Origin of the sequence: Pelagibacterium lentulum, from assembly GCF_003992625.1 — a bacterium.
GTDB lineage: Bacteria > Pseudomonadota > Alphaproteobacteria > Rhizobiales > Devosiaceae > Pelagibacterium > Pelagibacterium lentulum.
In genome coordinates this window covers 51,341-73,425 of record NZ_RZMW01000048.1, presented here as the reverse complement: position 1 = coordinate 73,425, position 22,085 = coordinate 51,341, and the positions used below count along the sequence as shown (strand labels likewise).

Here is a 22,085-nt window from a genome sequence, read left to right as displayed (position 1 = left end):
CCTGTCAAGGAGAGAACAAGCCATGATCGTCCGCCAATTCCTGCACACCGATCCAGTCGGCGCATCCTATCTTCTCGGCTGCGGCGGAAAGGCCGCGGGTGCCGTCATCGATCCCATCGGCCCGATCGAGCCCTATCTTGAGGCGGCTGAGCAAACAGGCACGAAAATCCTCTATGTCATCGACACTCACGTCCACGCCGATCATATTTCGGCAGGACGCCAATTGGCCGAGGTGTCTGGCGGCAGGTACGTGCTGCACGAAAGCGCCGATGTTACGTTCGACTTTCACAAAGTTGCAGAAGGAGATGTGCTCGAGCTCGGCAATGTAACACTGAAGATCATGCACACGCCGGGCCATACGCCCGAACACATTTCGCTGCTCGTCACAGACCGCACCCGCGCGAGCGAACCCTGGTTCGTCGTCACCGGCCACACGCTGATGGTCGGCGACCTTGGCCGCACCGAACTGGCCAGCAGCGCCGAGGACGGCGCGCGCAATCTGTTCGCCAGCGCCCAGCGGCTCAAAACCCTACCGGATCATATAGAAGTGTTGCCCGGTGCTTTTTCGGGTTCGGTCTGCGGCCGCAAATTGTCGGGCAAACCAACATCAACCATAGGGTTCGAGCGCCGTTTCAACACTGCCTTCGCCATTGAGGGCGAGGCCGATTTCGTTGCCGCAATGGTTGCCGACATTCCGCCGCCCCCGCCCGGCGCGGCGCAGACCCGCGCCCGCAATGCCGGACGCGATTGATCCACGATGACGGCGGCCACGCACCAATTCGGTATTGTCGCGAACCGCGCCCAGTTTGCCCATCAACTCGGGCAGGTTCTGCTCGTCGGCTTTGCCATCGGCATGACCCGCACAGTCGTTCCCGCCTTGGCTGAAAGCGAATTCGGGTTGGAACGTGGCTCCTTTCTGCTCCTGTCGGCCTTTGTCGTCGCCTTCGGGGTGGTCAAGGGCGTGCTGAACTTCGTTGCGGGGCGCCTCTCGGAGCGGATCGGGCGCAAGAAGGTTTTGGTGCTCGGTTGGCTCGTTGCTCTCCCCATCCCTGTGATGATCGCCTTCGCACCAGACTGGAACTGGATTGTCGCCGCCACGGTTTTGCTGGGCGTCAACCAGGGTCTTTGTTGGTCCATGGCGCAAACGTCCAAACTGGACCTTACCCGACCAAACCAGCGGGGCGTCGTCATTGGGCTCAATGAGTTCTCCGGCTATGTTGGCGTTGCCCTCGCCGGGATCATCACCGCCTACGCCGCCACCCTAGTGGGACCGCGTGAGGGGCTGCTTGCCTTTGGCTTGGTCGTTGTCGGGCTCGGGTTAATCCTGTCCGTATTTTTCGTCCGTGACACGCTCCCATGGGCGCATTCCGAGGCCAGGTCGGCAGCTGCTACCGCGCCACTTTCCACGTGGGAAGTCTTCACGTTGATGTCCTGGCGCGACCGCAGGCTGGCCGCGATATCACAGGCAGGGCTGGTCGAAAAATTCGTCGACGCGCTTGTCTGGGTCATCTACCCCGTCTTTCTGTTCTCGCGCGGCTTGAGCCTGCCGGAAATCGGCTGGGTCGTCGGCATTTACGGCGTTGTCTGGGGCGGCTCGCAACTGCTCACCGGCCCACTCTCGGACAAGGTTGGTCGTCACTGGCCCAATGTATCGGGCATGTGGATATGCGGCGTCGGGGTGGCCATGATGGTCCTTGGAGAAGGCTTCATCTGGTGGTCCCTGTCGGCGGCGGTTTCGGGTCTGGGCATGGCGCTTCTGTATCCCAACCTTTCTGCCGCCGTGGCCGATATCGCGGCCCCGACCTGGCGCGGTTCGGCGATTGGGATCTACCGCTTCTGGCGCGACCTCGGATATGCCATTGGCGCACTCGGCTTCGCGCTGGCCGCAAATCTTTCCGGTCAGATCGAGACGACCTTCTGGTTTGTTGCCGCTGCAATGCTGATATCAGGCACGGTCCTGCTCATTTGGGGTGAAGAAACGCGACCGACTTGAAGCAAGGTCGAAGTGGCGCGTTGTTCGCGTGCCCTGGGACAGGCAGCTTTTGAGCTTGCTTCCGACAATAACGAACGGCCAAAATGAGGTCGACTGCGGAATGGCGGCTTACCTGGCTCTATGGCTGGAACCGGACAGGCAGATTGCGGCCCCCAACTAGACATGCGATAGGGCCGTATGCAGGTGGATCCGCGCAGCGCAGATTGCCCAGCCCCATCAACCTGATCAACCGATTTCCAGTTCAATCCATAGGCCACCGGGGTCATGATTTAGTTTGCGGATTGAACCTGATGGAGCAGCGAAGGCCGGCTCCTTGCCTGTTGTGAGCCAATTATCGTCTGCTCTGATTACGCGCCCCGAGGCTCTCCGCTCAAGTGCCCCAAGTATCGGACCATACGGCATATGTTTCCATCCTACCTTTAAGGCCTGCTCCTTGTTGGTTGGTATGAAAGCCGACAGATCGGGATGCGTCATCAATTCGAGCCCCTTTTCCTCAAGCGTCGCGTTTTCGCTCCCGTGGTGAGCAACCTTGAAATAAACTGTGCGGCTCAAAAGGTCTCCAGCTGTCGTGGTCGTTTCGGCTATCGTCCATGACAGGTTGTGCCAACTCAACCAGTTGCCAACCTGTGCATCGCCTGGGAAGAGCACGACCCGCCCGCTATCCGTGAATTCAAACGCCAGAACGAGGCTGGTGTTATTCACTCCCCGATCGAGCTGCAAAGCCAAATCCTCGGCTACACCGAGCCAGTCTGCGTCAATCCGGCGCCATCCATCGTCGAGTTCAACATCGCCCTCGCTTGCGTAGTGGTTCCTTACAAAGTCAATTACCTCGGGTTCCCCCTCCTCTGCCGGCTGGGCGGCCTGAGAAAGAACGGTGTTCAGATCAGCGCCTTGCTGAGAATCGAAGGGTGCGCCCCAGTCGCCGCCGCTACTCCTATGGATTCCCAGCCCTGGTGCGGCTGCAAGCGTCCCAGCGAGCGCCCAACCTCCGCCCATTCCCGGCCCGTACATTTCGGAGGTCCTCGTCTCTATGTTGAATAGAGCGGCATCGAGCGGAGGACCCAGCACAAAAATACGGAGACCTGGAACGCTCTCGAGGTGAAGAGGAGCATCAGACGGTGCAAGATAGGTGACGGACTTTGCCAGATCACGCGCCTTGTTGCGGGCCGTGCGAACGCGATCGCCTTTGGCACCCAACTCAAAGCCCAATAGGGATTCCAGTTGTTCGCCTTTGGTGCGCAGTGCCGGCGAACCGGATCGTTCCAGTTTGCCCATCACCGATCGCAACGCGGCAAAAGCCTGCCCCTTATAGCTGTCAAGCCGGCGTGCGAGTGGGTTTTGCGGGTCTTCCGTCCAAGGCATCCAAACTTCGTCGACGTCTAGGCCCTCGAGTGCTTCGGCGGCATAGAGAAATCCGGACACGTGATCCCAATGCTCGTGTGTGACGACCAAAAGATCGATCTTTTTTGTTTGGGCGAGAATGTCCTTGGCGATTGCGCGCAGAACCTCCGTGCCGCCCTTCACCGATGAGTGGACGCCAAAGTCGATGAGTATCCAGAAGGGACCGTCTTCACCTGCGAGACGCAAGAGGTGGCAATCTCCAATCCCTTGGCAATAGTGCCGGATCGTCATCTTCCCGTCTGTGGTGTGGTCACTTGATTGGGTAGTTCGACTCATGGTCCTATCCCCGCCCCATACCGTGCACCAGCGCAAACGGCTCCGCTGCAGGCTCGCCTCGCAGGTAAAGAGAACGAAGCGGCGACTGCAGCTGGCCCAAAGCGGTCCTCCGCTGACGCTCTTCACGCGTCCTGCTGTTTGTGTTCTTGATTAGGCTATAGCGAACCACTTCATTGCCTTTGCAGGGATCAATCAACAACGTCGCTCCGCCCCGGAACCAGAACCATTCCCCAGTGGGATCTTTGGGGTCCAGGAGGACGGGTCTGCGCTGATGGATGACTGCGACCAGCTCAGTGCGCACAGAACCGTCGGGCAGATTGCGGCGGGTCGGTCGAACACTGAAAACGTCAAATGTTGTGCCCGACCGATTTCGTGAGGCTTGTTCACGCCCATTTTCGTCATAGCGTGGCAGTCCCGGGGTTAGCCCGAACTGCGCACAAAGCTCAGGATCCTTTGCGAATTCCTGGTTAAGTCGTCTCCAAAGTGCCCAGCGATTGGCTTCATCAAGCTCGAATTGTTCGGATCGAGATGGATCCCAGTTCCACGCTAGGTCAACGTTCTCAAGCACGCGCCCCAGCCACCCCGGCTTAGGATCCAGAAAAGTATTCCAAGTGAGGGACTCTTCGGAGACCGTTCTCACGTCACGAGGCAAGATACCCCGATGCCGGAAGGCTTCCATTAGAGCCACCCGATAGCCTAGCCGGTCTTCCGGCATCACATCGATATCCGCGGTGATCAAGGCGCGCAGATACTCGCCGAAAGTGATGTCAACGGCCGGGCAATAGTCCAAAGCGCGGATGCACATATGCAGCATATGCCGGGCGGTGTTTGACGCCTCGATGGTCAGTCGATTGACGAGATCTGGATGCAGTGCCCCGGGGGAAAGTACTCCCGAGCCGCCAGTTGCCAGTCGCAGCAGGTCCTGAATACGCCGCTCAAAAATCTTAAGGAAAGCGTCATAGACAGCAAACACCAGTATCGAGCCACGATCGTGAGAGCCGCTCGCTTCGTCATAACGCTTCGCCATCGTGGGATCGGTGTATCGGCGCAGGGCGCCCCTGCGACCGCTTCCCTCACCAAACTGCCGCGCAATACCACCAAGCAGAGTTGCGGCAGAAAGATCACCCCGCGCCCGACCGATCTCGAAGCGAACTAATTCGGTCAATGTGAAATGCTGAAAGAGCGCTACGATGTCGGCAAAAGCCTCGTGGAAAGCGAGAACGTCAGGATTGGAAGCCTCTAGAAAGCGCCGGTGCAATCCATCGAGCAATGCATGCGACATTTCATGGACGATGATATCGCTCGATAGGCACGAGAAGACCATTGAGCCTGGTGCCGTCCAATCTGAATCGGAGGATTCAGCCGGAAAATAACCAAACAACAGCGCCTTCTTGTCAGGACTGTAGTAGGCATTGGAGGTCCGCAATGCGTGAGGATAAATGCGCAGACGCCTGACTTCTTCAGCCTTACCGTCCTTGTTCCTGCGCGGTGCCCAAAGCGCCTTCCGTCCGAGTGCTTCCTCGAAATGCTTTATGGTGGTCATCCCGACCGCATATACCATCTGCTGATGAAACTGCGGATTGCCTTCTGACGGTGCCCACCCGTCCTGGGCTAGCAGCAGCGGGTCATTGAGATCGACGGGCTCGTATACCTTGTTCGACGCCGGGTCGACATCGATAACCTCCAGATATTCACCGATCGGGCCGGGAAGCAGCTTTTCCTCGGCCTCAGGCAAATCATCCCAGGGTACCGAAAGCGTCGCTTCACGAACTTCAAAAAAGTCGTTGCTTTGGGCCACGCTGGGGTCAAGTGCATAGACGCGCAGCCGGCGCTTAGGTACCGGCATGGCGCGTATTTCACGCTGCACCACTGGCCGTTCTGCTAGCTCAGCGCCAGATGCGCCGGGCCGGCCAACCAACGTTTCAAGAAGCGTCTTAAGAGGTTTCGACGGGTTGCCATAGTCGAGCGCGGCTTCGAGATAACGATTTTTGGCGCTGTTAGGGATCTGATCGTCTGGGCGATCTGGATCATCGATCGCCTCATCTACTTCCCTAATCCGCTGCGCAATTTGGGTCAGTTCGAGAGCGAGCATCTTGCGACCGGCCGGGCTCCGTGAAAGTTCAGGCGCAAGCGTTACACCGCCACCAAACAGCATGTTCAACCACGACCAAGTGGGTCGTGCGGCCGGCAGCTTTTGCAGTTGGCTCGCTTCAGGTGGGCGAATGTCGAGTGCATCCAAGGCGCGCAAAACGCCATTGCCAGCTTTCTCGATGGTTTCTAGCTCGCTCATTAGGGCCGTGCGTCTTGCTGCCGAACCGAACAGCGCGGTACGGGCAGCCTCGACCCGCATCCATGGTTCGGGGTATGCGCGCAGCTTCTCGAAATGTTCAGCCATCCAGAGCGCCGCAGCGGCAGCAAGTTGCGGCGTCACAGAGGACGTACCAGCGCCGTTAAGATCGACTGTCGTCGGGCATCCAATTTGCGCCCAAAGGATATTGGGAGAATACGCCCCCATCGCTGTCGGCATTTTTTCTGCCGGTCCGTAATTGCCCTGCATGGTTCCGGCCGCAAGACCCGAATAGGACGCGCCGTTGGCCATAACCCCACAGGCAGCGAGCACGCGCTTTAGGCGTGCCGGGAAAACGATGGACGAGGGAAAGGGGCGATTGGCGTATGAATTTCCTGCTGCAGCGACCATAAAAACGCCTGCGTCATAGGCGACGTTTACGGCATCAACGAGAATTTCGGAAGACAGCCCTCCAAGACTCATCGACAACACATGCGCCTCGCTTAATCGGGCGTGATTGATGCCTTGTGCCAAAGACTCCGTCGTAAACTGGACAACCCAGTTTGCAACCCGGACGGGCATGATCTGCGCCAACGGGGCAGCCCCAATGTAATCATCAAAGCCATTCCACCCCGGGGCTCCCGCGGGCAGTTTCGCTCCCGCAAGAATGCTTAGCGTACCTGGCCCATGTCCTGGGTTGCGAAATGGGGAATTGCCCGTCGGTGTGCGATCACGCGCGTCTTTGGAATGGTTTCGATCGATGAAATTGTGCTGGAGGTCGACTCGGATATTGGGCGGCACGGTCGCATGATCGGGATCGAAACCGGTATCGAGGTGGGCGATGAGGATCTTCTTGGCCTTGGCTCCAACCCGATCGCGCGCTGCTGCCAATTGCGTGAACTCGGGGCCGAGATGCCACGCCCCGCCGTCGGGATGGGCAATTTTGCCACCCGCCGTATCGGGTGGGTCAAAGGCGCAAGGTTCGCTTTGACCATCAGCTGCAAGTCCTTGCTCAGATACCCGGTCGAATGGCCATTCTTGCTCTAGATTAGGCTCAACAGCCTCTACCGTACTACCGGTTTCCAATGCTTCGGTTAGCGCGGCGTGCGCGAGATCCCAAGGAGTTGCATCCTCTTGCGCCGGCTCCACACGAAACCAGCTCGAGATCCTTGACCGACCAACGGCAAGACCATCCTCCCGTGCGGGGACGTCCATAATCCGTGTTACATCGGCGAACTTGGAGGGCTTGGCCCGCAACCCGGTCGAAAAGCCCCTGCCCTGCCCGCGTACCTTTAAAAGAACCTCGGTTTTAGCCAATTTCCAGCGCCCCCCTACACTGTCCGCGACCTTAGGATAATGCTGAACGGCAACAATGGCGACCGTTTATTGCCGATAGATACTTTTGGGGCGCTGGGTCAAATCGGTCCGATGGTTTCAGGTTGCTTCAGGAAACAGATTGATAATGGCATCGACTAATGTATTTCGCTGCACTTCAAAAGCTGCTCAAGGCAAGTAGTCTGTGGCGACATTGCCTTCGTACACCACCTTGATCGATGTCGCTGCAAAGATCCATGCGCGAGTGGAAGGCTCTAGGAGGTCCAGTACTCGGAATTTTTCACCAAGCTTTGCCACACCTTCGATCCGGCGATAGTGCTCGCCATAGCTTTCGGCATACCGAGCCAGCCCCTTCAACTTAGGAAGAGCGTCGCCGAATTGGATTCCGTGCGGATCCACAATGTCCGCAACAACAGTTCCATCATCCTGCTGCACAAAGAATAGGAAATCGGGCCGCACGATCTTGGGATCGCCGCCGTCCTCGTAAATGATACCGAGAGAGTCTTGGCTGGCACGCGAAGGGTTCCGGTACCATGCCACGGCCCCAGGACGTTTTAGTTCGGATCTGACCACTTCGCCTTCCCAAGAATTGAAGTCTTCCGGAAACAATCCGTTCTCATCGCACAACATGTGCCGTTCAAAGGTCGGCAATGGCATTTCTGTGCCGTCAGCCTCGCGGATGGTTGTTGGCTGGATCCACGAGGACGGACGCGCCAAATCAACATCCATTGGATTGGCACTCATCTCGCGGATTTGCCGATACACATCCTGGCGCTCATCGGAGAGGTTTTTGATATCGACCCTGAAACGACTTAGCCATTGATTGGCCAGTTTTTCAGCCTCGGCCTCCAGCACGTCCTTGATTTCAGGTACCAAACCCAATGCGCCTATCGTGACATGTGCATCGATCAACGCGGCCTCCAGATCGTCTGTGCCACCCTCATTCCGTGCAAGGTAGTCGCTATACGAAGTTGCAAGATCAGGACTGACTGCGCGCCCAGCCCGACGATAGGCATCCTCGATCACGGCGTAATCGGCCTCCTCGAGGAAGTCATCAAATGACATGCCGCCGCCCTTCAGGTCTGCCTTAAGGCTCTTTCCTTCAACCGTTAGGACCGATTTCCGCGCGGTTTCGATTTCCGTTTTGTAACGGGCGCGTGCTCCATCGAGCACCTTGTGCATTTCCGCATGAGCCGCTTTACCTGCATCCGCAAGCAATCCATCCATGGCAAGCTCATGGGCTAACGACGTCAGTCTTTTGACAGGACGGGCATGGCGCTTCGGTATGCTCTGCGAAGGGAGCGACAGCAGTTTGTCCCAGACCGCCTCTGAGACTTCCGGGTTTGGTTTCAGTTCAACAGGATTGACCAGTACGCGACGGCCGGGCAGCTCGTCACCCCCGTCCCCACCAGACATCAGCGCCTTGGCGACATCTTTGACCGAAGCTTCGTCAAAGAACGGCAACAGGCAGTCGACGGAGTTTAGGCGATCATTACCAGGGATGCGTCGCGCAAGTGGCGTCCGCACCATGCGTCCCAACAATTGGGTGATGTGCGTTCTGTCGCGCGCGGGCCGGAAAGAAACCATGACCTCTGCCCTCGGGCAGTCCCAACCGGTGCTTATGGCGTCCTTTGCGATCAATACTCTTACCCAGGTCGACTCCTGGACCCGCTCAGGCGAAATGTATTGAACGTCGTAACGGCCAAACTTTTGGGTTGTGTGTTCACCGAAGACATGCGCCACCGCCTCTGCCGGAAGTTCCGGCCATTGCGCGAAGATCGTGTCGAGTGCTTTGCCGATGTCATTATGATCTGGCGCGTTCGGCACCTGAAGCAGCATCAATGGCAGCACAGTATCTGCGTCGTCCTGCTGCTGTCCGTATGCCTCCCAGGCGGCTGAGATTTCCTTCAGCTTATCCGTTCCGCGACGCACCAAGACAGTATCGAACTGCCCCGCTTCCCTAGGCACGTCCAGAATGATCGTGTCCTTCAGCAGACCCGACGCCTGGACCTTAGCTGAATCCACGACAACGTTGGGCAGAGTTGCCCGACTTTCCATGTCAGTCATTGCGGCGTTGAACCGCTCTACTGTGGCCGAGATGCCCCAGACAATAGGGATGCCAGACACCGAGCCACGGCCATTGATTAGCCGCTTAACTATGGTGGACTTCTCGCCGGCACCCGTCGCCGCACGCATCCCGCGATGTGCCTCATCGAGAACCAGGTAGAGTGTCAATGCAGGGTCATCGATGGTATTTTGGATCGTGTCCCAAATGGTGAAAGACCGGCTGTCGGGCATCAACCGAATCTGTCCATCCTTCTCAATCCCCTCATCGTCGGGATCGTGGCCACGCACCAAAAGGCTCGACTTACCTAGCTTTTGGGTGTTGAGGAAATAGACCTTTCCCGGCTCAAGAGCTTCGCGCTGGAAGGTGTTTTGCACCACCACAAGGTCCGAGATTGATAGCCGGTCCGATGCTTCGAGCAGGCGGAACCGCGACTGTTCGTTCAGAGACGGATCGTCACTGAACCAAATCACCACTGCGCCTGGGTCGGGCTCGATGTCGTAGTTGTCGTCGCCATGGAACAACGCTTCGAAAACCGCGGCCGCCATAACCGTTTTGCCCGCGCCTGTAGTCGCGGTTAAGGAGAAGGCATGCTTGTCGCCATCCTCGTGCCAGCGCCGAGATGCCTTCTTGAGGTTTACCAGGACCTCCCGAACGGCCTCTTCCTGATAGTCCTTCAGCGTGAACTTCATAGCTTAGCGGCCCATCGAAAAGCGGAAATTGGAAAGATAGGATTCGTAGAGCCGCACAGGTTCTACGCTGTCCGGCAGTGCACGGGCCACGGCTTGGAACCGGCGATCGTCATCGGTCACGATATAAGCGATCCGCGCATTCGCTTGAGATGCAACCGCTTCGCAGAACGCAGCAGAGCAATCGAGATCCACTAACAAACCATATGTGTCAGCAACCTCCCAGCCGGTGTGGGGGAGATCGTCGATGCGGCGCCCTTCTGAACCCGCGCGCATCCACAGCAGTGGAGCGATGCGCTGGAAAGCGAGGTTATGGCTGACGGCTACCGGGGTTTCGTAAGTCAGGGTGAAGAATTCGGCATTCTCCTCAAACCCCTCCGCCATCGGGAATTCGTCAGTGAATTTGTAATCCCCCGCGATGTCCTGGCCCTCCGGCGTCTTACCGGTGATTGCGGCGGCAATGCGTGGTTTGGTGATATAGTCGCAGATGCCCAACTTCTCCCAGTCTGGATCGCCAGGACGGAGGCCTTCCTTGCGGAGGGCAGCCTGTTCATCGGCTGCGACCTCATTGTTCGTGACTGAGATGCATTGCCGCCGCCCGCCGTCCTGCCGGTTGAGGCGCATAATGGCGTGGGCCGTAGTTCCTGATCCGGAGAAAAAATCGAGGATCAAGGCCTTAGGCTTTTTAGCTACCGCAATCCGAAGGGCGTCTTCTACGGCATATAGAGACTTCGGAAATGGGAACGCCCTACCGCCCAAGAATTTTTTGACCAGAAGCGACCCGTATTCTCCGGCCTTGTGTCCCGGACGATTCCAAACAGTTTTCGGCGTGCGCTTTGCTTCATCGGTCGTTGCTTCGAGCAACAACGACCCATCTTCCCGCTTCCCTGTCACGGCAATTTCACCATCAACTATTCGTCGGATCTGCGCCTTACCCAGGTAAAGCATTGACCACCGATCGTTCTTCTTATCGTATGCCCCGACCCTGGCGTGCCCGGCCTTCAACAACTCTCTCAGATAGCTAGGAGACGTTCGCCAATTTGCTTCTTCTCCCGTAGTCCTTAGTGGCCAAACAGTTACGAGCCCGGGTCTATCGCTCACACTTTCTTTGGGCTGTCCCAGAGGAATAGCGTCACCGACATCTACAACAATTTTTTGCTGTGGATCGATAAATATTGGATAGAAGAGATTGGGCCTGTCCTGCCTACGCGAATTCGAACCACCGCGCATAAGCCACTCCCATCGCACACGACTTGCTCCAGTCCCAGTTGTACTTTCGGTATCAAGCAAGCTGTCCGCTAGAAGAGCAGGGGAGGCATCTCCAAAAAATAAAAAGAAAGCATATTCTTCGACACGCGCAAGTTCGCGTCCTCGCGCTACACCATTGGGATTAATAACTATCGTGACCATCTGCTGCGCCGCCTCTGGAAAGCATTGCTGCAAAAGCAACCCGAGTCTCAAATATTCTTTTTCGTCAATCGTGACGATCAATATTGAGTTCAGCGGATCCAACAGTTCCCGAGCTATTCTGAGACGACGCTCCATGAACGCCAGCCATTTTGAATGCCGATAAATATCCTCTCCCTCAACGTAGTTGTTGTTGTATTTCCAATCCCGCGCCCCGGTATTGTATGGCGGATCAATATAGATGGCGTCGAACTTTCCTCGATGTGTGTAGGTCAGCGCCTCGAGGACATGAAAGTTCTCGCCGTTGATCACGGTGTGGAACGGCTTGTCGTCGCCGCGTTCAACTTTCCCGGTGCTGACCAGGCCAGGGTAAATGTAATCACGAAACTCCGCCAAAACGACCAGATCGGCGACGGCCACGTCAACCATCTCTGGATCTTCAACATCTATCAGGGACACCAGCGCGGTTTGCGGCTCGGCGCCTGCATTGAGCCGAATTACTCGCCATAACCGCTGGTCACCACGCTCAACACTACCCCGAGGTGGCAGGATGCGCACCTTGTCGCCACGCCTCACCGGGCGGCCCGGCAATTCCACACTTTCCGGGCGATGCCGTTCAAAATTCAGTCCGAAGGCACGCCTCGACGCCAGAGTTTTGAACTCGCGCTCAAGCTCTTCTCCCAAGGCACGATCCTTCGCCTTGGCGCGTGCGATAAGATCAGTCAATCGCGACATACCTGTCCCCCAAATGACGCATTTTGTCCGAGCCAATGCACAGAAAATCTGGCTATTTTGCTGCTTTGGCTAGGTGCACTGGACCGCAGACCACTTATCATCGAAGACCGTTCTGCGATCACGGCCATTGTTTAACGCCCGCCTTGTCAATCAATGAGATAAACGTCCAATGCATGAAATTGCGCTGAAATTACTGCCTTTTATCGCCAGAGCCTAATCTGGACGAGCAGGTCGAAGCAAGTTTGGCCTGCTTTAGGCGCTCGAAACATTGCGGTTTCCCACGACTATCCGCCTCGACTTGGTTGTGGCGTTTGCGCCTACGGGGCCGCAGCGCAGCGCCAGGCGGCCTGGCGCCCTACTAGATCGACGATTGCGTTGATTCTCTGTTGCCTACCGCACAGCTCGACTTCAGATGAGGGTCGACGGAAGATACGCTCAATTGGGGTGACAGCCCCAGCACGCGCTCCTCTAGCCATTTGGCTCAGTCGCATTCCAATTCTTGCCCCGTAATTCGCGGCCCTCTTTATGCCGTTGTGCGTCGTGACGCGGGCGCTTCAAGGCCTTCGGCCTCGGCTTAAGCCCATGGCTTGCCGCCCCAAGGGTTCCGCACCCGCTGGTTAGCCCGACGCTCTTGCTCCGGCATCGGGACTGCCAATTCCGGCGGACCGGGAAAAGGAGCAAACCATGACCAGCAAAGCCCCTCATCGCCGCAATGTATATGCCGAGATCACCAACCAACTCATCGCTGCCATCGAATCTTCACCTGGCGAGTTGACCTTGCCCTGGCGTCGTCGCGGTGGCCATTTGCAAATGCCCGTCAATGCCCAGACTGGCCAAGCGTATCGCGGCGTCAATGTCATCAGCCTTTGGGTCACTGGCGAAACCCGAGGCTACGACCACAATCTTTGGGCAACCTACCGTCAATGGGCTGAACTTGGCGCACAAGTTCGCAGAAACGAGAAATCTGCCCACGTCATTTTCTACAAAGAGTACGAAACTGATCCCGATCCTCAGAACCCCAACGATTCGGGTAAGCGCCGCATCGCCCGCGCCTCGGCGGTGTTCAACGCCGCCCAGGTCGATGGCTTTGATCTGCCCAAGGCACCCCACCCCCTTGGCCCGGTAGAGCGACTTACGCGCGCAGATGCCTTCGTCACCGCGACAGGAGCATGCGTCCGCCATGGTGGCGATCGGGCCTACTATCATCTCACGAGCGACCATATCCAAATGCCTGACGAAGGTCTGTTTGTTGGAAGCACGACGCTTAATCGCACCGAAGGATACTACGCCACCCTCCTCCATGAGCTCATCCACTGGACAGGCCCTGGACATCGTCTTGACCGCGACATGGGCAAGCGCTTTGGCGACCGTGCGTACGCTGCCGAGGAGCTCGTGGCCGAGATCGGTGCAGCCTTCCTATGCGCTGAACTCGGGATCACTGCCGAATTGCGCCCTGACCATGCGAGCTATCTGGCCAATTGGCTGCAATTGCTCATGGATGATGAGCGGGCCATTTTCGCCGCCGCCGCTCGGGCGTCTGAAGCTGTAACTTGGCTCAAAGACGCATGTGCGGACCGTTAGGTCCGCACAATCTGCCTCTGACGCTCTGTGGTCGGCCATATAGCATTGAGTCCTTATGGCAAATTGTACTTTCTAACCCTCCCGGCCAAACTTGTGGAACGCCCAGAAATCTTCGACCAATTGAGCGCCGCGGTGCGCTAGTGTAGTCGCCTCTGTAGCGGAGAGACCGTCGATACTTCATGCCATTTCGATTTGTACATACCGCGGACCTGCACCTTGACTCGCCATTGCGCTCTCTAGCCATGCGCAATCCCGAGCTTGGCGAGCTTATTGGGGACGCGACACGGCAGGCGCTGGTGTCGATCGTTGATCTTTGCATTGAGGAGCAAGTCGATGCGCTGGTGATTGCGGGCGATCTTTATGACGGCGAGCAAACGTCGATGAAAACGGCGCGCTTTCTGGCCAACCAAATGCACCGCCTACACGAAGCGAACATCTCAACTTATATCATTCGCGGCAATCACGACGCGCTTTCAAAAATTACCCAAGAGCTCATCCTGCCAACGTCTGTGACTGTATTCACTGGACGGGCCGACGCTGTGGAAATAACGCATGGCAATTTCCCGGTCGTCATGCATGGCCTGAGCTTTGCCAAGCCGCACGCACCCGAGAGTTTGCTCGAGAAGTATCGCCACCCAACCCCAGATGCCATCAATATTGGTATCATGCACACTAGCCTTGTTGGCGCGCGTGGTCATGATCCTTACGCACCGTGCACGGCGTCAGACCTCCATAACTGGGGATATGATTATTGGGCGCTCGGACATATTCACGCCCGCGCAATTCATGAGGGTGAGCGCAATGTTGTCATGCCCGGCATGCCGCAAGGCCGGGACATCAACGAGGCGGGCGCAAAGACTGTCTCTCTCGTGACCGTTCATGATGATCGTAGCATTTCTATCCAAGAGCATCTGACAAGCGTTGCGCAATTTGAGCGGGTTTCAATCGACCTGGCTTCAGCGTCAACATGGCGAGAAGCAATCGATCTCGTCGAGAGTAGCCTTGGCGTTACTCGAGACAGTACAAAATCCGATCATCTGGTTGGTCGATTGCGTCTAACCGGCGTTACCCCCCTTGCCTGGCAGCTTCGCCGCGATCGTGACTTATTGCTCACCGAAATCGAACATCGTGCGGAACGACTGGGGAAGACCTGGATCGAAAAGATCGAAATCAAAGCCTCCGTTCCGCAATCTGCACCCGAAACTGGATCTGCCGATCCCATCATCGAACTGGGACGACTGATGCAGGACGACGTCATCCATCAGCATGCGATCCGCCAGACCGTAGGTGATCTTGTCGCCGAAGTGCGTGACGACCTTCCCCCAGATGCGCGCAGTTTCGGCGGCACCGATGAGACAGAATTCGAAGCGCTAATCGACCAGCTCTTAAAAGAGGGCAGCGAGGACATGCTCGCGCGTCTGTCTCAGAAGGCTCAGGAAAACTAATGCGCCTGCGCCGACTTGATCTCACCCGATATGGCAAGTTCACCGACTACGAGATCGATTTCGGCGAACACGTGTCCGGCACACCCGACTTGCACATCGTTTATGGTCTGAACGAAGCGGGAAAATCGACTGCTGCCTCAGCTTATCTCGACCTGCTGTTTGGAATCGAAGAGCGCACGCGCTTTGGCTTTCTTCACCAGGGCAAGGCGATGGAAATCGGCGCCTGTGTGGCGTTTGATGGACAAGAGCACAGTTTCAGGCGGGTCAAGCAACGCAATAATTCCTTGCTCGATGCGCAGGGCCAGCCGGTTGGCGAAATGGCACTCAGTGTTCCATTGGCAGGGCTGACACGTGATGCCTATCGCATGATGTTCTCACTCGATGACCAGACGCTTGAAGACGGCGGCAATGCCATCCTCGAGAGCAAAGGCGACCTGGGAGAGTTGTTGTTCTCGGCAAGCGCGGGCCTTGCAGGGATCAGCGCGGTTCTCGAAAAGACGCTCGAGGATGCCGGCAACATTTTCCGAAAGCGCGCAACTTCAACTGCCATTGCCCGACTCAAGCGCGAAGCGCTGGAGCTTAAGTCCCAGCGCGATGAGATTGATACGCAGGCATCGGCCTATCGCGCTCTTACAACCGCATTGGACCAGGCGAGCGCCGCATATGAAAACGCTGTGGGGCAGCTTGGCGCCGTAAAGGCCCGACGCGATGAACTGGCTCGGCTGATGCGAGCCATCCCCCTCGCAACGGACTATCAGCGCGGGCAATCCGAGCACCAAACCTATAAAGATTTGCCTGTCCCACCCCCTGAGTGGACCGAAACACTTCCTGCCCTCATGGAAGCCGAAACCCGCCTGCAAACGCAACGCGCTGGTCTTATGCAACGAGAGGTTGCTCTAAAGGCTGAGCTCGAGGGACTGGTTGTCGATGAGCCATTGCTTGCTTTGGCGGATCGCCTTGATGCGCTTTCCGAGCTGACTGCGCGCTATAACACCGCTCATGACGATCTTCCAAAAAGACGATCAGCCCTGACCGAATGGACCGGCAAGATTGCGCTCATTCTTACCGAACTCGGGCAAGCCGATGTCGAAGACCCCAAAACCCTCATCGTAGACGCCGCAACAATAGGCTCGATACGTGACCTGATGGCTCAAAAGTCGGGCGTTGATGTCCGTCGAGAAGCTGCTGAGCGGGAAAGCGAAGCGGCAGCAAAGGCGATCGAGAGAGCTCAAGCCGTCCAGGGGACCTTGCGCAGTCACACCGACGCTCTCGAGGTCGGCATGGTGGCCCAATTGCAGTCCATCCTGGCCCGTGTCCGCCAAAGCGACCTCAACGCAGAGCTTCGCCTTTCAACCCGTGCGATGGCCGAAAGGCAACAGGATTTCGACGAGGCTCTTGCCAAACTGCAACCCTGGTCCGGCGACCGAGCCATTTTGAAGGCTTTGGCATTTCCGCAACCCGAGCAAATCGAAAACTGGGAGGCCCTTTACACGGATATAGAGGCGCGCCGATCAAAGGTCCTCGAGCGCATCAACGCGTTGGAGGCGGAGAAAAAGGAAGACGAAGCGCGGATTGCGGCTTTGCGTGAAGCCGCGGGCGTCATCGCCGACGCCGACGCCGCTGCAGCCCTTGCCGATCGCGAGGAAGCCTGGCAGCACCATTTGGCGTCCCTGGATCAGAAAAGCGCGGCACAATTTGAAGGCAAAATGCGTAAGACAGACGCTCTGGCAAACGCCCGCCTGGCCGCAGCACAAGAGCTCGAAGAGCTTCGCCGGCTGACGTCCGAACTGGCGGTGACGACAGCGAAACTCGAGCACGAAAATACCGTCTCCCAGGATATCGAGAGAGAGTCGGAGTCGTTACGCAAAGAAATCCGTCGGGAAACGCCGGGAGAAATTGCGCTTTTACCCGATGCGTCAATTTCTTATTGGCTATCCATCATTGCATCCTGGTCTCAGCACCACTCTACGGCCTTGTCTGCATTGGCAGATCTAGAGCGAGCGACGCGAGATCACCAAACCGCCAAAAGTGCAATCGAGGCCGAACGCGCAACTCTAGCCACTGCCCTTAAGAGTGCTGCCATCAAATGCGATGACTTGGCACTTGAAGCTCTAATGCAAGCGGCAGACACTCTTTTGGCGTCCCACGCTACCCAGCAGGCAAAGCTCATCGAGGCCAATGCGCGTGTCCTCGAGCTTGAGCAGGCCTTAGCTGACCGAAACAATGACCTTGAGAAAGCTATGGCAGCCTCCAGAGAGTGGCAGCAGGAATGGGACGATGCCCTGGCTACAACATGGTTCGCAGATCGGTCCGAAAGCGTTGGCGCCATAAAAGAACTCCTCGATACCCTCGCCCATCTTCCTGAAGCTCTGCGCGAACGCGACAATTTGCTGTATCGCATACGCGCTATGGAGGAAGACCAAGCCGAATTTGGGCAGGCTGTGACCGATTTGCTCGGCGCACTTGGAACCCAGTACAACGGTGACGATCCCCTCGCCGCAGCGCGCGATCTCCTCAAGCGCTACACCGAAACACAACACGTTCGGACGAAACGCCAGGAGCGCGTTCAAGCCCTGGATGCTATCAAGGTCGAAAGCGACGATTTGGCGTCCGAACTGGACTTGCACGACGCGCGCACGAAGGAAATGACCGCGTTCTTTGGCGTTGTGACACTCGCCGAGGTGCGGCAAGCCCTGGATCGCTGTCGAAAGCGCGACGAGCTGGGCGCCCAGAACGAGAAACTTGAGCGCGACATCCTCTCTGAGCTCAATCAAAATTCGATAGCCGATGCCCTCGCACTCATCGAAACGCTGGATGTGAGCGCGCTACAGCAAGAGCACGGAGAGCTTGAATCCCGCCTCGAGGATCTCGAAACACGGTCCCGTGAGCTCTTTGCCGAAAAGGTGCGTGCTACCGATAAGCTCGATGCCATTGGGGGTGATGATGCTGTCGCGCGCATCGAGGCGCGCAGACGCGCGGTGCTGATCGAGCTCGAGGATCTCGCCATAGGGTATTTGCGCCTCAGAACAGGCAGCCTCGTGGCCGAGCATGCCCTACGTGCTTATCGCGACAAGCATCGCAGCGCTATGATGGACCGGGCATCCGAAGCCTTTAGGCTGATCACGCGAGACGAATACACCGGTCTTGCCACCCAGCCAGACAAAGATCGCGAAACGCTTATTGGACTATCTCGGCACGGCGGCTCGAAACTGGCCACCGATATGTCCAAGGGCACGCGGTTTCAATTGTATTTGGCGCTCCGTCTGGCAGGATATGAGGAGTTTGCGAATGCGCGCCCCTCCGTGCCCTTCATTGCCGACGATATCATGGAGACCTTCGACGAACCCCGGTCCGAAGAAGTGTTTCGGCTGTTCTGCCAAATGGCCCAAGTCGGTCAGGTCATCTATCTGACCCACCATCGACATCTATGCGATATCGCCAAGCAGGTGTTGCCCAGCGTCACCATTCATGAGATCAGCTAGCGCCCGGTAAACGTCAGCAGTGGCATTCCAACTGTCTCTGGTTGGCAGGCGCAGGCTCGTCTGCCCGCTTAAACGAGCTTGAGCAAATCGCGCCGCTGGTCACGTTGCCGTGGACCCGCCCTCTTTCTCCTTGGCCCTCTGTTTTCCAAACGACACCTTAGCGCCTCTAATCGCTTGATCTGGCCAGGGGACGGCCGAAGCCTCGATTGGTCCAATGCAATGGCGGTCTGCAGCTTTCTTCCCCTGAACGCTTTGCGTCCATTCCGCGCGAACCAAGAAAGCTGCCCCCGCCATCCTTCGCTTGCGCTGCGGTCGCCAGCGATGCATCGCCAATCGCCCCAGGCACTTGATCGCCATCGAGGCCGCAATGGTGCGGACTTGGATTAAGATCAAGGAGACTTAAAATGGCTACCATCGGCACCTTCAAAAAGACCAGCAGCGGCGAATTCACTGGCGAAATCGTTACCCTCAGCGTCCAGGCCAAAAAGGTTCGCATCGTTCCCGAAACCCGCCCCAATGGCGAGAACGCCCCGAGCCACCGTGTTTTCGTCGGTCGCGCCGAGATCGGCGCCGCTTGGGCCAAACGCTCCCAGGAAGGCCGCGACTATCTGGGTCTCAAGCTCGACGACCCGAGCTTTCTCGCTCCGATCTTTGCCAACCTGTTTGGCGACGAAGACGGCGAACTCTTTAACCTCATCTGGTCACGTCCGACGCAGCGAACGGCCGAATAGCAACAACTTCGCGCTTCGGCGAAATCCCCGCCGGAGCGCGCATCAACAATGCTTTAGCTTTCTAAAGATCGCCTCGGAACATCACTTGGATCGGGCTTCATCGTCCGGCTCAACGAGCGCCATATGGCTCACGCCGAGCGTCTGGGCCAGTTCGTAAAGGGTGATAATCGTGGGGTTGCGATTTCCGCGTTCGAGGCTGCTAAGATATTGCTGACTAAAGCCTGAGCGAGCTTCAACCTCTTCCTGGGTTAAGCCCTTCTCTTTCCGCAGGCGTGCGAAGTTTCGGCCAACAAGTTTGCGCATATCCATGCGCAGAGCGTTGGCAATTTACATACTATAAGTTTATCAACTATAGTATGTATTTTCCATCACCGTTGCTCACTCGAGCACTTGGACCTTTTCCGTTGAGCAGCCCTTATCGATTTTCCGAACGAGCTCACTTGGATCCACATTTAGTCCGTTCGCAATCTTCCCAAGGACCGTCACGCTGGCAGAGACATCGGCACGTTCAATCGCTCCAATGTATCGGGAGCTCAAACCCGAACGATCGGCGAGCTCCTCTTGCGTCATGTTTGCGCCATGCCGGATCCGACGCAGATTGATCGCCATGACCTCTTTAAGGTCCATGGCAAGATTGGAAGCAGCGCTAGAACAATCGCTCCAGGAACGATCGTTCCTGTTCGGATTGTTCTACGTCAGTTTAGTATCAAGGAGCACGCGAGCATAAATGCTCGGAAACGAGAACCGAATGCCTAAGAACATTCAAGACCAGCCTCCCGACGGCTTGAGTCTGACTGAATACGATCGTGCACACATGAAACTGTATCTCCGATTACTTGACGCCGCATCGGAGGGTGCTGATTGGCGCGAGGTGACGGCAGTGTTGTTCGGGATCGACCCCCAGCAAGATCCAAAGCGTGCACGACGCATGTATGAAGCCCACCTGGCCAGAGCCCGCTGGATGACCAACAATGGGTATCGTCAGCTTGTCCAATCGAGCCAGGTCCAGAATAAGACCGACTAGAACGCAGTAAAGCCGTCTCCACTGTGGCGCGAGCAATGCCCGTGAGGCGGCGCCGACTATTTGTCGCCGCCAACCCCGGTCGTCGGTTGGCCCGGCGACTTCAGGAGTTCATGGGCATCAACCGACAACGCACCCGCGATACTGGCAACAACGTCGATTGTAGCGCTGTAGACGCATCGCTCCAGCGCACCGATATACGTGCGATCAAGGCCCGCGAGATGCGCCAGCTCCTCCTGCGATAGACCCTTAGCCTTACGCAGAATTCTCAAATTTTGTGCGAGTATCTCTCGAATCTCCATAGCCGAGAGAGCAGCGTCTTGTAGAGTATTCTTCCACGGAGTATACTCTACATTGTGTATTGGATGGCCGATGCGCTGGATGCGCCACTATCGCGTTGTAACAATGAGACCCCTAAGTCAGCGGCCCAGAGTGGGCCAGGGCAGTCCATAATGGATTCCAAAGCCTTTCTAGTGCCGCAGCACGAACCACCGGCAAGCGTGCGACTCACCGAATATGATCGTGCACACATGAAGCTTTATCTCCGATTGCTTGACGCCGCATCGGAGGGTGCTGATTGGCGCGAGGTGACGGCGGTATTGTTCGGGATCGATCCCCAGCAGGAACCCATACGTGCACGCCGCATGTATGAAACCCATCTCGCCCGCGCCCGCTGGATGACGAGCAATGGATATCGTCACCTGCTCCAAGGTGGTCGGCGCGAATGACGGAGTGGTGCGCAAAACGCATCACGTGGTGCTAACAGCGTGACTTCCCCAATCGATCTCAACCAGTAATCGTTCGAGCGCAATGCAACCAGCAAGCTCGGAGGACTGGGATGTCGGTGGAACAATCCCAATGGCGCTCGTCGGAAAACTACGACTATGTCGATCGCCTCAGCGCGTCGGACATCGCCTGGGAGTGGTTGCGACGCAACCCGGAGTATCAGCGAGATTACCGGAAATTGTCAGGCGCCCGCGAACCGACATTCAATCTTCTAGAGCGCGCCAGCACGCGGTGGGGTCTACGATTTCCCCGTTGCACCGCACCTGCGCGCAACTGACACTGCCGTTTTTTGGCTGCCCTCACTCGATACGAGCAGTGTTGTGCTTACGCGCCAGCCCCTTCTATTGGGGAACGCGACAGGCCCGGCCCCCCTTGAGGGCGCGATCGATCGGCCGGCAGAAGACGGAACACATGTTCTTAAGACCCTAGGTGACGGACAGCATCTTCATCTCGCGCTTCCGGATGATGCGCACCTGCATTCCTCGCTCGTGGCAGTGGTGCCGCTCGGTTGGCAAGGGTTCGATCGTTTAGAGGCAATTGCGCGATTGCTCGCATTCCTGCATGGCAAGCGCCCTCAACCCGACACCCGTTTGACCGGGCAACAACGCGCCCGCGCCAAGCGCATGTTACAAGCCTTTGACGGTCGTTGCGACGGCGCGACCCAACAGACCATCGCCGAAATCATTTTCCGCACGGGCAAGCTCACGCGCGACGAGTGGCAAGCTGCATCGGCTCGCCATGCTGTTATGAGCCTTTTGCGGTCAGCGCGCACCATGATTGCTGGCGGCTATCGCAAGCTTTTGCGGCATCGACGCCGCAAGTAGCAGACGCGCCATCGCGCTGTTGTGCCT

The 22,085-nt window shown here is 57.2% G+C and carries 17 protein-coding genes; 10 read left to right on the top strand and 7 right to left on the bottom strand.

The window, feature by feature from the left end; translation table 11 throughout:
* Positions 1-22: 22 nt before the first annotated feature.
* Positions 23-751 carry an MBL fold metallo-hydrolase gene (locus EO133_RS18840; protein WP_127074193.1) on the top strand — a complete coding sequence of 243 codons (729 nt, stop codon included), beginning with the start codon at positions 23-25 and terminating at the stop codon, positions 749-751.
* 6 nt (positions 752-757) lie between these two features.
* Positions 758-1,993, top strand: a complete 1,236-nt coding sequence (locus EO133_RS18835) for an MFS transporter (RefSeq protein WP_127074192.1) — start codon at positions 758-760, stop codon at positions 1,991-1,993.
* Between the two features lie 225 nt (positions 1,994-2,218).
* On the opposite strand, the gene EO133_RS18830 is transcribed toward EO133_RS18835, so the two are convergent.
* The 4 genes from EO133_RS18830 to EO133_RS18815 all read right to left on the bottom strand — a co-directional run bounded on the left by EO133_RS18830 (position 2,219) and on the right by EO133_RS18815 (position 12,188).
* Positions 2,219-3,670, bottom strand: a complete 1,452-nt coding sequence (locus EO133_RS18830) for an MBL fold metallo-hydrolase (protein WP_127074191.1) — start codon at positions 3,668-3,670, stop codon at positions 2,219-2,221.
* A gap of 4 nt (positions 3,671-3,674) precedes the next feature.
* Positions 3,675-7,274, bottom strand: coding sequence for a S8 family serine peptidase (locus EO133_RS18825; protein WP_244640738.1), 3,600 nt, complete (start codon positions 7,272-7,274; stop codon positions 3,675-3,677).
* Between the two features lie 186 nt (positions 7,275-7,460).
* The gene (locus EO133_RS18820; protein WP_127074190.1) at positions 7,461-10,049 is read right to left on the bottom strand and encodes a DEAD/DEAH box helicase; all 2,589 of its coding nucleotides are present in this window, start codon (positions 10,047-10,049) and stop codon (positions 7,461-7,463) included.
* Positions 10,050-10,052: 3 nt separating this feature from the next.
* Positions 10,053-12,188, bottom strand: coding sequence for a site-specific DNA-methyltransferase (locus EO133_RS18815; protein ID WP_127074189.1), 2,136 nt, complete (start codon positions 12,186-12,188; stop codon positions 10,053-10,055).
* Positions 12,189-12,872: 684 nt separating this feature from the next.
* Between EO133_RS18815 and EO133_RS18810 the strand changes: the two genes are divergently transcribed.
* The 4 genes from EO133_RS18810 (at position 12,873) to EO133_RS18795 (ending at position 19,427) form a co-directional block, all read left to right on the top strand.
* Entirely contained in the window at positions 12,873-13,769 is an 897-nt protein-coding gene (locus tag EO133_RS18810) for an ArdC family protein (protein ID WP_127074188.1), read from the top strand.
* Positions 13,770-13,948: 179 nt separating this feature from the next.
* Entirely contained in the window at positions 13,949-15,214 is a 1,266-nt protein-coding gene (locus tag EO133_RS18805) for a metallophosphoesterase family protein (RefSeq protein WP_127074187.1), read from the top strand.
* On the top strand, positions 15,214-18,696 hold the full coding sequence (locus tag EO133_RS18800) for an ATP-binding protein (protein WP_127074186.1): 3,483 nt from the start codon (positions 15,214-15,216) through the stop codon (positions 18,694-18,696). Before EO133_RS18805 ends, EO133_RS18800 begins: the two co-directional genes overlap by 1 nt.
* 404 nt (positions 18,697-19,100) lie before the next feature.
* Entirely contained in the window at positions 19,101-19,427 is a 327-nt protein-coding gene (locus EO133_RS18795; protein ID WP_127074185.1) for a DUF736 domain-containing protein, read from the top strand.
* Positions 19,428-19,508: 81 nt separating this feature from the next.
* Here EO133_RS18795 and EO133_RS18790 read toward each other — a convergent pair whose 3' ends face one another.
* On the bottom strand, positions 19,509-19,736 hold the full coding sequence (locus EO133_RS18790) for a helix-turn-helix domain-containing protein (RefSeq protein WP_127074184.1): 228 nt from the start codon (positions 19,734-19,736) through the stop codon (positions 19,509-19,511).
* Between the two features lie 69 nt (positions 19,737-19,805).
* Complete coding sequence (locus EO133_RS18785; protein ID WP_127074183.1) at positions 19,806-20,054, bottom strand: helix-turn-helix domain-containing protein; 249 nt, start codon at positions 20,052-20,054, stop codon at positions 19,806-19,808.
* Between the two features lie 121 nt (positions 20,055-20,175).
* On the opposite strand from EO133_RS18785, the gene EO133_RS18780 reads away from it, so the two are divergent.
* Entirely contained in the window at positions 20,176-20,451 is a 276-nt protein-coding gene (locus tag EO133_RS18780) for a DNA -binding domain-containing protein (RefSeq protein WP_127074182.1), read from the top strand.
* A 56-nt stretch (positions 20,452-20,507) separates the two neighbouring features.
* Here the strand turns inward: EO133_RS18780 and EO133_RS18775 are convergent, their stop codons facing one another.
* A complete protein-coding gene (locus tag EO133_RS18775) occupies positions 20,508-20,750 on the bottom strand; it encodes a helix-turn-helix domain-containing protein (protein WP_127074181.1) in 243 nt (80 codons plus the stop codon).
* Positions 20,751-20,900: 150 nt separating this feature from the next.
* On the opposite strand from EO133_RS18775, the gene EO133_RS18770 reads away from it, so the two are divergent.
* The 3 genes from EO133_RS18770 (at position 20,901) to EO133_RS18765 (ending at position 22,058) form a co-directional block, all read left to right on the top strand.
* Positions 20,901-21,176: a DNA -binding domain-containing protein gene (locus EO133_RS18770; RefSeq protein ID WP_127074180.1), complete on the top strand. Its 276-nt coding sequence runs from the start codon at positions 20,901-20,903 to the stop codon at positions 21,174-21,176.
* Between the two features lie 110 nt (positions 21,177-21,286).
* On the top strand, positions 21,287-21,511 hold the full coding sequence (locus EO133_RS20645; protein ID WP_244640737.1) for a transcriptional regulator domain-containing protein: 225 nt from the start codon (positions 21,287-21,289) through the stop codon (positions 21,509-21,511).
* A gap of 43 nt (positions 21,512-21,554) precedes the next feature.
* Complete coding sequence (locus tag EO133_RS18765) at positions 21,555-22,058, top strand: DUF2285 domain-containing protein (RefSeq protein ID WP_244640735.1); 504 nt, start codon at positions 21,555-21,557, stop codon at positions 22,056-22,058.
* The last annotated feature ends 27 nt before the right edge of the window (positions 22,059-22,085 follow it).